Source organism: Pseudomonas sp. ANT_J28 (assembly GCF_008370005.1).
In the GTDB taxonomy this organism is placed as follows: domain Bacteria; phylum Pseudomonadota; class Gammaproteobacteria; order Pseudomonadales; family Pseudomonadaceae; genus Aquipseudomonas; species Aquipseudomonas frigoris.
The window spans coordinates 119413-128983 of record NZ_VOBM01000016.1; the positions used below are offsets into that span (position 1 = coordinate 119413).

Here is a 9571-nt window from a genome sequence, read left to right on the forward strand (position 1 = left end):
TTCAGCCGCTTTGAACGAGACCCCGTACCGATGAACAACGCTCTGAACCAGTTGCAGCCCTACCCGTTCGAGAAGCTCCGCGCCCTGCTCGGCAGCGTCACGCCAAACCCGGACAAGCGTGCCATTGCGCTGTCCATTGGCGAGCCGAAACACCGTTCGCCAAGCTTTGTCGCCGAAGCCCTGGCAAGCAATCTGGATAAGATGGCCGTGTACCCGACCACCCTCGGCATTGCGGCCCTGCGTGAAGCCATCGCCGCGTGGTGCGAACGTCGTTTCAGCGTTCCGAACGGCTGGCTCGACCCGGCGCGCAATGTGCTGCCGGTCAACGGCACTCGTGAAGCGCTGTTCGCCTTCACCCAGACCGTGGTCAACCGTGGCGACGATGCGCTGGTGGTCAGCCCGAACCCGTTCTATCAGATCTACGAAGGTGCAGCGTTCCTTGCCGGTGCCAAGCCGCATTACCTGCCATGCCTGGATGAAAACGGCTTCAACCCGGATTTCGACGCTGTTTCACCGGACATCTGGAAACGCTGCCAGATCCTGTTCCTGTGCTCCCCGGGCAACCCGACCGGCGCACTGATCCCGGTCGAAACCCTGAAGAAACTGATCGCCCTGGCCGACGAATACGACTTTGTGATCGCCGCCGACGAGTGCTACAGCGAACTGTACTTCGACGAACAAGCCCCGCCGGCCGGCCTGCTCAGCGCCTGCGTGGAACTGGGCCGCAAGGACTTCAAGCGCTGCGTGGTGTTCCACAGCCTGTCCAAGCGTTCCAACCTGCCGGGCCTGCGTTCGGGCTTCGTGGCCGGTGATGCCGACATTCTCAAAGGCTTCCTGCTGTATCGCACCTACCACGGCTGCGCGATGCCGGTTCAGACCCAATTGGCCAGTGTTGCCGCGTGGAATGACGAAGTGCATGTGCGCGCCAACCGTGCGCTGTACCGCGAGAAGTACGATGCGGTGCTGGAAATCCTCAGCCCTGTGATGGACGTGCAGCGTCCGGATGGCGGTTTCTACTTATGGCCAAGCGTTGACGGTGATGATGAAGCGTTCTGCCGTGATCTTTTTACTGAAGAGCATGTGACGGTGGTGCCGGGTTCTTATCTGTCCCGTGAAGTTGACGGCGCTAATCCGGGAGCTGGTCGCGTGCGCATGGCGCTAGTCGCTCCGTTGGCCGAATGCGTAGAAGCGGCGAAGAGAATTCGCGACTTTATTACTCGTAATAATTAAGTATCCCGGCCCGAACTGTGCAACGCAGTGCGGGCCTCCCATACAGCCAGTTACACTTCAGCCAAAATTAAAGTTCACTGAACTGCAGAGCCCTCTTACTCTCATGTAGCGCATTACTGTGCGCACCCACACAATTTTTACCGAACTTCATGGAAGAAGTAGCCAATGAACAGTATTGAAGACTGCAACCTCATCCAATGGCCCGATGATCAACAATCCTACGACGCTGCTGTAAACGAGAATCCTGATAACGCAGGTTCCGCAACCGGTACTCGGCGCAAGCGCTCGCTGATCAATTATTCGAAACTCTGGGCAAACGGACGCACGCTCAAAATCGCTTTTATCGATGGCCCCGACGCGGAGCACAAACAGAAGATTATCGACGCCGCCAGCCAATGGCTGCCGTATATCAATCTCAAGTTTGAGTTCGTCGATGATTTGCAGGGCGAGATCCGGATCGCCACCAGGAACAATGACAACAGTTCAATGCTGGGCACCGACGCGTTGTTGATTCACCCCGACTGGCCGACCATGAACCTGGGGGTCAAACCCGAGCATGAAGACTTCGAGGTGATTGTGACTCACGAATTTGGTCACGCCTTGGGAGCAATGCACGAACATCAACACCCCGAAGCCAATATTCCCTGGGATAAACCGAAGGTGTATGAGCTCTACCAGAATAGAGAGATGAATCCATTGACCAAAGAGCAAATCGATAGAAATCTCTTTGAGCCCTTCAATACACTTGAAGCGATTTATACGCCGTACGACAGAAAATCCATTATGCACCACCCGGTCGCTAACACGCTGACACTGGGCAATTGGGAAATCCCTATCAACCGAAAGATAAGTAAAAAAGATAAAAAACTGATGAAGTTGCTTTATCCCAAACGTTAGCAATCAAGCTATCCATAGATTCGAGTGCGCACGGTTAGACTATTTAACTAGCCCAAGATTGGCCTCACTCAAGTCCAGCGCACCCAACACTTCTCGTAACACGTCATCACCAATCTGGTGATGACGGCTGAGCTTATACAACTACAGGCGCTGCGCTCGCAGCGTCTCCAACCGCAGACGCCGCTCCAGCAAGTCCATCTGAAACGCCAGCGCCTGGGCTTGCGCCGAATCGTTGAACACTTCCAGTTGATGAAGATACTCGGACATGATCCTTGCCTTGAGTTCGGCGGCCAGGTTCCCAGACAATCGACAGCATTGAAGTGCCATATTAGCCGCTTAAACTACCGACTGACCGTTGCACCAATGTCGCACAGGACCGCTGATAACCAAGACAAAAAGACAAACCCGACCACGACCGACGCGAAACCGTCCGGTCATGGCATAATCCGTCACCTTTTACTTCCAGCACCTGCAAAGGGGGCAATTCCTTGACCGTTTCAAGCAAAACGTTGCACCTTTTCGGCATCAAAGCCTGCGACACCATGAAAAAGGCGCGCACCTGGCTCGATGAACACGCTGTCAGCTATAACTTCCATGATTACAAAGCGGCCGGAATCGACCGTGAACACCTGACCCAATGGTGCGACGAGCACGGCTGGCAAGTGGTGTTGAACCGTGCAGGCACGACCTTTCGCAAGCTCGACGACGAACGCAAAGCCGATCTCGACCAGCCGAAAGCCATCGAACTGATGCTCGCACAACCCTCGATGATCAAGCGCCCGGTGCTTGATCTCGGTGACCGAACCCTGATTGGCTTCAAGCCAGATATCTACGCGGCAGCGCTCAAGTAAGGCAGCCCGTTCCATTTTGTTAGAGGTATCAACATGTCCACTACCCTGTTCAGCCTGGCCTTTGGTGTCGGCACTCAAAATCGTCAAGGCGCATGGCTGGAAGTGTTTTACGCGCAGCCACTGCTCAACCCGTCGGCCGAACTGATCGCTGCCATCGCGCCAGTTCTGGGCTACACCGAAGGCAATCAGGCCATCGCCTTCACCACCGCTCAGGCGTCGCAACTGGCTGAAGCCCTGAAAAGCGTCGACGCTGCCCAGGCTGCCTTGCTGACCCGTCTGGCCGAGAGCCACAAGCCGCTGGTCGCGACCATTCTGGCCGAAGACGCTCAGTTGACCTCCACCCCTGAGGCCTACCTCAAACTGCACCTGCTGTCCCATCGTCTGGTCAAGCCGCACGGCCTGAACCTGGCCGGTGTGTTCCCGCTGCTGCCGAACGTGGCATGGACCAGCCAGGGCGCGATCGACCTGACCGAACTGGCCGAGCATCAACTGGAAGCCCGTCTGCGTGGCGAGTTGCTGGAAGTGTTCTCGGTGGACAAATTCCCGAAAATGACCGACTACGTGGTTCCGGCCGGCGTGCGTATCGCTGACGCGGCACGTATTCGTCTGGGCGCCTATGTCGGCGAAGGCACCACCGTGATGCACGAAGGTTTCGTCAACTTCAACGCCGGCACCGAAGGCCCGGGCATGATCGAAGGCCGCGTTTCCGCTGGCGTATTCGTCGGCAAGGGTTCGGACCTGGGCGGCGGTTGCTCGACCATGGGCACCCTGTCGGGCGGCGGTAACATCGTGATCAAGGTTGGCGAAGGCTGCCTGATCGGCGCGAATGCCGGTATCGGCATTCCATTGGGCGATCGCAACACCGTTGAGTCGGGCCTGTACGTAACCGCTGGTACTAAAGTGGCGCTGCTGGACGAAAACAACAAACTGGTCAAAGTCGTGAAGGCGCGCGAACTAGCCGGTCAACCTGACCTGCTGTTCCGTCGCAATTCGGAGACCGGTGCCGTGGAATGCAAAACCCACAAATCGGCCATCGAACTGAACGAAGCGCTGCACGCTCACAACTAAGCAGCGACTCGATGTTAGTAGAGCGGTCGGGCGCGTATCATCAGCGCCCGGCCTGCTCAAACGAGTCTTGACCACCATGCTTCTACCCTCTCCCTGGCGCGCCGATTTTCCGGCCATGGCCGCATTGCAACGGCAAGACCAGACGTATCTGGACAACGCCGCCACCACGCAAAAACCTCAAGCCCTGCTGGATGCCCTGGCGCATTACTACGCCAACGGCGCGGCCAACGTGCATCGGGCGCAACACCTGCCCGGCGCCCACGCCACCCAGGCGTTCGAGGCCAGCCGCAGCAAAGTCGCCCATTGGCTCAATGCCGGCGATTGCGGGCAGATCATCTTTACCCATGGCGCAACATCTGCGCTGAACCTCCTGGCTTATGGCCTGGAACATCTTTTCAATCCGGGCGATGAAGTTGTCATCAGCGCCCTGGAGCATCACGCCAATCTGTTGCCGTGGCAGCAACTGGCCCACCGTCGCGACCTGAAGCTGGTGATCCTGCCACTGGACGCCGACGGTTTGATCGACCTTGATGCCGCCGCGCAGTTGATCGGTCCACGCACCCGCTTGCTGGCGGTCAGTCAGCTGTCCAACGTTCTCGGCGCCTGGCAGCCGTTGCCCGCCCTCTTGACGATGGCCAAGGCGCATAACGCGCTGACCGTGGTCGATGGCGCCCAAGGCGTGGTTCATGGCCGGCACGACGTGCAGGCGCTGGGCTGCGACTTTTATGTGTTCTCCAGCCACAAGCTCTACGGCCCCGATGGTCTGGGCGTGCTGTTCGGTCGCAATGAAGCGCTTGAGCAACTGCGCCACTGGCAATTCGGCGGCGAAATGGTGCTGGATGCGGATTACCACAGCGCACGGTTCCGCCCGGCGCCACTGGGTTTTGAGGCGGGTACGCCGCCGATTGCCGGTGTGATTGGTTTGGGGGCGACGCTGGATTATCTTGCTGGGCTCGATCAGGACGCGGTTTGCGCCCATGAAGCAGCGCTGCATGACTATTTGCTCAAAGGCCTTGAAGCGCGCAACGGCATTCGGTTGCTGGGCAAGCCGCAACTGGCGCTGGCCAGTTTTGTCGTCGAGGGTGTGCATAACTCTGATTTGGCGCATTTGCTGACCGAACAGGGGATCGCGGTGCGCGCCGGTCATCATTGCGCCATGCCGCTGCTCAAGCGTTTTGAACTGGCCGGGGCGATCCGGGTGTCCTTGGCGCTGTACAACGATTCCGATGACTTGGAGCGGTTCTTTGAAGCGCTGGATCAGGCGCTGGAGTTGTTGCGATGAACCTGCCTGCCGATGCGACTACGGCGCTGGAGACTTTTCAGAATGCTGCCGGTTGGGAACAGCGGGCGCGGCTGTTGATGCAGTGGGGCGAGCGTCTGCCAGCGTTGAGCGATGTGGATAAAATCGACGCCAACCGCGTGCATGGCTGTGAAAGCCAGGTGTGGTTGGTAGGTGAATTGCAGGATGGTCACTGGAATTTTGCCGCAAGCAGCGATGCGCGGTTGATTCGCGGGCTGGTGGCGTTGCTGCTGGCGCGGGTTAACGGGTTGTCGGCGGTTGAGTTGCAGCAGGTGGATTTGCCGGAGTGGTTTAACCAGCTTGGACTGAGCCGTCAGTTATCTCCGTCGCGCAGTAATGGCCTTAATGCAGTGCTACAGCGGATGAATGAGTTGGCTGGTTAATCGCCTGCTCGCGAAGAGGCCGTCAGCAGCAACCTTAAACCTAAGGCTTGACCCGATCCGCCGGACGCCGCACACCCGCAACAATCTTATCCACAGCCTTGGTCGCCGCGACCATGCCAAACGTCGCCGTCACCATCATCACTGCCCCAAAACCACCCGCGCAGTCCAGCTTCACACCATCACCGACAAAACTCTTCTGCAAGCAAATGCTGCCATCCGGTTTTGGGTAGCGCAGTTGTTCGGTGGAAAACACGCACGGCACGCTGTAATGGCGGGTCACGGTGCGTGAGAAGTTGTAATCCCGGCGCAAGGTCGAGCGCACTTTCGAAGCCAACGGATCATTGAAGGTCCGGTTCAAATCGCAAACCTGAATCAGCGTCGGATCAATCTGCCCGCCCGCGCCGCCGGTGGTGATGATCTGGATCTTGCGGCGTTTGCACCAGGCGATCAGCGCAGCCTTGGCGTTGACGCTGTCGATGCAATCGATGACGCAGTCGATGTTCGGCGTGATGTACTCGGCCATGGTCTCGCGGGTGACGAAATCCGCCACCGCGTGCACGGTGCAGTCCGGGTTGATCCCGCGCAGGCGCTCGGCCATCACGTCAACCTTGGGTTTGCCGACGGTGCTGTCCAGCGCGTGCAACTGACGGTTGGCGTTGCTGACGCAGACGTCGTCCAGGTCGAACAGTGAAATCTCGCCCACGCCACAACGGGCAACCGCTTCCGCCGCCCAGGAACCGACGCCACCGACGCCGACAATCGCCACGTGGGCCGCGCGCAAGCGCTCCAGGCCGTCGATGCCATACAAACGGGCGATGCCTGCAAACCGTGGATCTTCTGTACTCATGACCATTACCCCAAAAACCGGCGCGCATTATAGGGCCACAGTGCGAGAACTTTTAACCTTCCAGCGACAAGTGTAAGAACTTATGTGAAACCAGAGTGCCCAATGTCGGGCGTTTCCCTGTTCGCTGTACGGTCAGAGAACCTCCAGTGTAGGATGCGCGCCCCTGCCCCTGGCAGCCAGCCGCAAACCGTTCCTTCGTTCCACAGCCTTTGGAACCCGAAAAAGCTATGTCATCGCGTAAATTTGGACTCAACCTGGTCGTGGTGCTCGCCATCGCAGCCTTGTTTACCGGCTTCTGGGCGCTGATCAATCGCCCGGTCACCGCCCCCAACTGGCCTGAGCAGATCTCCGGCTTTTCGTACTCGCCGTTCCAGCAAGGGCAGTACCCGCAAAAAGAGCAATATCCGACCGACGATGAAATGCGTCGCGATCTGGAGATCATGACCAAGCTGACGGACAACATCCGCACTTACTCGGTCGATGGCAGCCTGGGGGATATTCCCAAGCTCGCCGAAGAATTCGGTTTGCGCGTGACGTTGGGTATCTGGATCAGCCCGGACCTGGAACGCAACGAGCGTGAAATCCTGCGCGCCATTGACCTGGCCAATACCTCCCGCAGCGTGGTTCGCGTCGTGGTCGGTAACGAGGCGATCTTCCGTAAGGAAATTACCGCCGCCGAACTGAGCGTGATCCTTGATCGCGTCCGCGCGGCAGTGAAAGTACCGGTGACGACCTCGGAGCAATGGCACGTCTGGGAAGAAAACCCGAGCCTGGCCAAGCACGTCGACCTGATCGCCGCCCACGTCCTGCCGTACTGGGAACATGTTCCGATGGAGCAGTCCGGGCAGTTCGTACTCGACCGGGCCCGTGACCTGAAAAAGATGTTCCCGAAAAAACCGCTGCTGCTGTCGGAAGTCGGCTGGCCGAGCAACGGCCGTATGCACGGTGGCGCCGACGCGTCGCCGGCAGACCAGGCGATTTATCTGCGGACCTTGGTCAACAAGCTCAATCGCCAGGGCTTCAACTACTTCGTGATCGAAGCCTTTGACCAACCGTGGAAGGCCAGTGACGAAGGTTCCGTGGGCGCTTACTGGGGCGTTTTCAACGCCGCGCGCCAGCAGAAATTCAACTTTGAAGGCCCGGTCGTCGCGATCCCGCAATGGCGTGTGCTGGCCATCGGTTCGGTGGTGTTGGCTCTGCTGTCCCTGACCCTGCTGATGATCGACGGCTCGGCCCTGCGTCAACGTGGCCGCACCTTCCTGACCTTCACCGCGTTCCTCTGTGGTTCGGTGCTGGTGTGGATCGGTTACGACTACAGTCAGCAATACAGCACCTGGTTCAGCCTGACGGTGGGTTTCTTGCTTGCCCTCGGCGCACTCGGGGTGTTTATCGTGCTGCTGACCGAGGCGCATGAACTGGCCGAAGCGGTCTGGACCCACAAACGCCGGCGTGAATTCCTGCCGGTGGTCGGCGATTCGGACTACCGACCGAAAGTCTCGATTCACGTGCCTTGCTACAACGAGCCGCCGGAGATGGTCAAACAGACCCTCAACGCCTTGGCCAACCTCGATTATCCGGACTTCGAAGTCCTGATCATCGACAACAACACCAAGGACCCGGCGGTCTGGGAACCGGTGCGCGATTATTGCGAAACCCTCGGCCCGCGCTTCAAGTTCTTCCACGTCGCGCCATTGGCCGGCTTCAAGGGCGGCGCGCTGAATTATCTGATTCCGCACACCGCCAAGGATGCCGAAGTGATTGCGGTGATCGACTCGGACTACTGCGTCGACCCGAACTGGCTCAAACACATGGTGCCGCACTTCGCCGATCCGAAAATCGCCGTGGTGCAGTCGCCGCAGGATTACCGCGATCAGAACGAAAGCACCTTCAAGAAGCTCTGCTACGCCGAATACAAAGGTTTCTTCCACATCGGCATGGTTACCCGTAACGACCGTGACGCAATCATCCAGCACGGCACCATGACCATGACCCGGCGCTCGGTGCTCGAAGAACTGGGTTGGGCTGACTGGTGCATCTGTGAAGACGCCGAGTTGGGGCTGCGTGTATTCGAAAAAGGCTTGTCAGCGGCGTATTACCACACCAGCTACGGCAAAGGCCTGATGCCCGATACCTTTATCGACTTCAAGAAACAGCGTTTCCGCTGGGCTTATGGAGCGATTCAGATCATCAAGCGTCACACCGCCAGTCTGTTGCGCGGCAAGGACACCGAGCTGACCCGTGGCCAGCGTTACCACTTCCTCGCGGGCTGGTTGCCGTGGGTGGCGGATGGCATGAACATCTTCTTCACCGTCGGCGCCCTGTTGTGGTCGGCAGCGATGATCATCGTGCCGCAGCGGGTCGATCCACCGTTGTTGATTTTCGCAATCCCGCCATTGGCGCTGTTCGTGTTCAAGGTTGGCAAGATCATCTTCCTCTACCGTCGTGCGGTGGGGGTCAACCTCAAGGACGCTTTCTGCGCGGCACTGGCCGGTCTGGCGTTGTCGCACACCATCGCCAAAGCGGTGCTGTACGGTTTTTTCACCAGCAGCATTCCGTTCTTCCGCACCCCGAAAAACGCGGATAACCACGGCTTCTGGGTGGCGATTTCGGAAGCTCGCGAAGAAATGTTCATCATGCTGCTGTTGTGGAGCGCGGCGCTGGGGATTTTCCTGGTGAACGGCCTGCCGAGCAACGACATGCGCTTCTGGGTGACGATGTTGCTTGTGCAATCGTTGCCATACCTGGCGGCGCTGATCATGGCGTTCTTGTCTTCGCTGCCGAAACCGGCGGTCGAGGGCGAGACGGCTCCGGCGGTCTAAATCGTTCCAGATGTACTAAACGGCGGCCAATGGCCGCCGTTTTGCTTTAAGATAACCGCCATTTTGCAGGCCTTGGCGTGATATACGGTCTTTCTGACCGTACTCAAAACCTGTGGGAGCGGGCTTGCTCGCGAATGCGGTGTAACAATCAACTTTTATGCTGACTGACACACCGC

Annotated in this window: 8 protein-coding genes and 1 pseudogene; 7 read left to right on the plus strand and 2 right to left on the minus strand. The window is 58.4% G+C overall.

What is annotated here, in order from left to right; genetic code table 11:
- Nucleotides 1-30 precede the first annotated feature (30 nt).
- Together dapC and FQ187_RS13960 are read left to right on the plus strand one after the other, a co-directional pair.
- A complete protein-coding gene (gene dapC, locus FQ187_RS13955) occupies nucleotides 31-1230 on the plus strand; it encodes a succinyldiaminopimelate transaminase (RefSeq protein ID WP_149629934.1) in 1200 nt (399 codons plus the stop codon).
- 165 nt (nucleotides 1231-1395) lie between these two features.
- Nucleotides 1396-2127: a M12 family metallopeptidase gene (locus FQ187_RS13960; protein ID WP_149629935.1), complete on the plus strand. Its 732-nt coding sequence runs from the start codon at nucleotides 1396-1398 to the stop codon at nucleotides 2125-2127.
- Between the two features lie 39 nt (nucleotides 2128-2166).
- Here the strand turns inward: FQ187_RS13960 and FQ187_RS13965 are convergent.
- A pseudogene (locus tag FQ187_RS13965) lies at nucleotides 2167-2421 on the minus strand (Na+/H+ antiporter); the annotation flags it as partial.
- A 194-nt stretch (nucleotides 2422-2615) separates the two neighbouring features.
- Between FQ187_RS13965 and FQ187_RS13970 the strand changes: the two are divergent.
- The 4 genes from FQ187_RS13970 to FQ187_RS13985 all read left to right on the plus strand — a co-directional run bounded on the left by FQ187_RS13970 (nucleotide 2616) and on the right by FQ187_RS13985 (nucleotide 5729).
- Nucleotides 2616-2978 (plus strand): ArsC family reductase, encoded by a 363-nt coding sequence (locus tag FQ187_RS13970; RefSeq protein ID WP_149629936.1) that lies wholly within the window; start codon nucleotides 2616-2618, stop codon nucleotides 2976-2978.
- A 33-nt stretch (nucleotides 2979-3011) separates the two neighbouring features.
- Nucleotides 3012-4046, plus strand: a complete 1035-nt coding sequence (gene dapD / locus FQ187_RS13975; protein WP_149629937.1) for a 2,3,4,5-tetrahydropyridine-2,6-dicarboxylate N-succinyltransferase — start codon at nucleotides 3012-3014, stop codon at nucleotides 4044-4046.
- 76 nt (nucleotides 4047-4122) lie between these two features.
- Nucleotides 4123-5328, plus strand: a complete 1206-nt coding sequence (locus tag FQ187_RS13980) for an aminotransferase class V-fold PLP-dependent enzyme (protein ID WP_149629938.1) — start codon at nucleotides 4123-4125, stop codon at nucleotides 5326-5328.
- A complete protein-coding gene (locus FQ187_RS13985; RefSeq protein WP_149629939.1) occupies nucleotides 5325-5729 on the plus strand; it encodes a SufE family protein in 405 nt (134 codons plus the stop codon). The genes FQ187_RS13980 and FQ187_RS13985 overlap by 4 nt, the downstream gene beginning before the upstream one ends.
- Before the next feature lie 40 nt (nucleotides 5730-5769).
- On the opposite strand, the gene tcdA is transcribed toward FQ187_RS13985, so the two are convergent.
- Entirely contained in the window at nucleotides 5770-6576 is an 807-nt protein-coding gene (gene tcdA, locus FQ187_RS13990) for a tRNA cyclic N6-threonylcarbamoyladenosine(37) synthase TcdA (RefSeq protein ID WP_371925543.1), read from the minus strand.
- 227 nt (nucleotides 6577-6803) lie between these two features.
- Here tcdA and FQ187_RS13995 point away from each other — a divergent pair, with 227 nt between their 5' ends.
- Complete coding sequence (locus tag FQ187_RS13995) at nucleotides 6804-9395, plus strand: glycosyltransferase (protein WP_149629941.1); 2592 nt, start codon at nucleotides 6804-6806, stop codon at nucleotides 9393-9395.
- The last annotated feature ends 176 nt before the right edge of the window (nucleotides 9396-9571 follow it).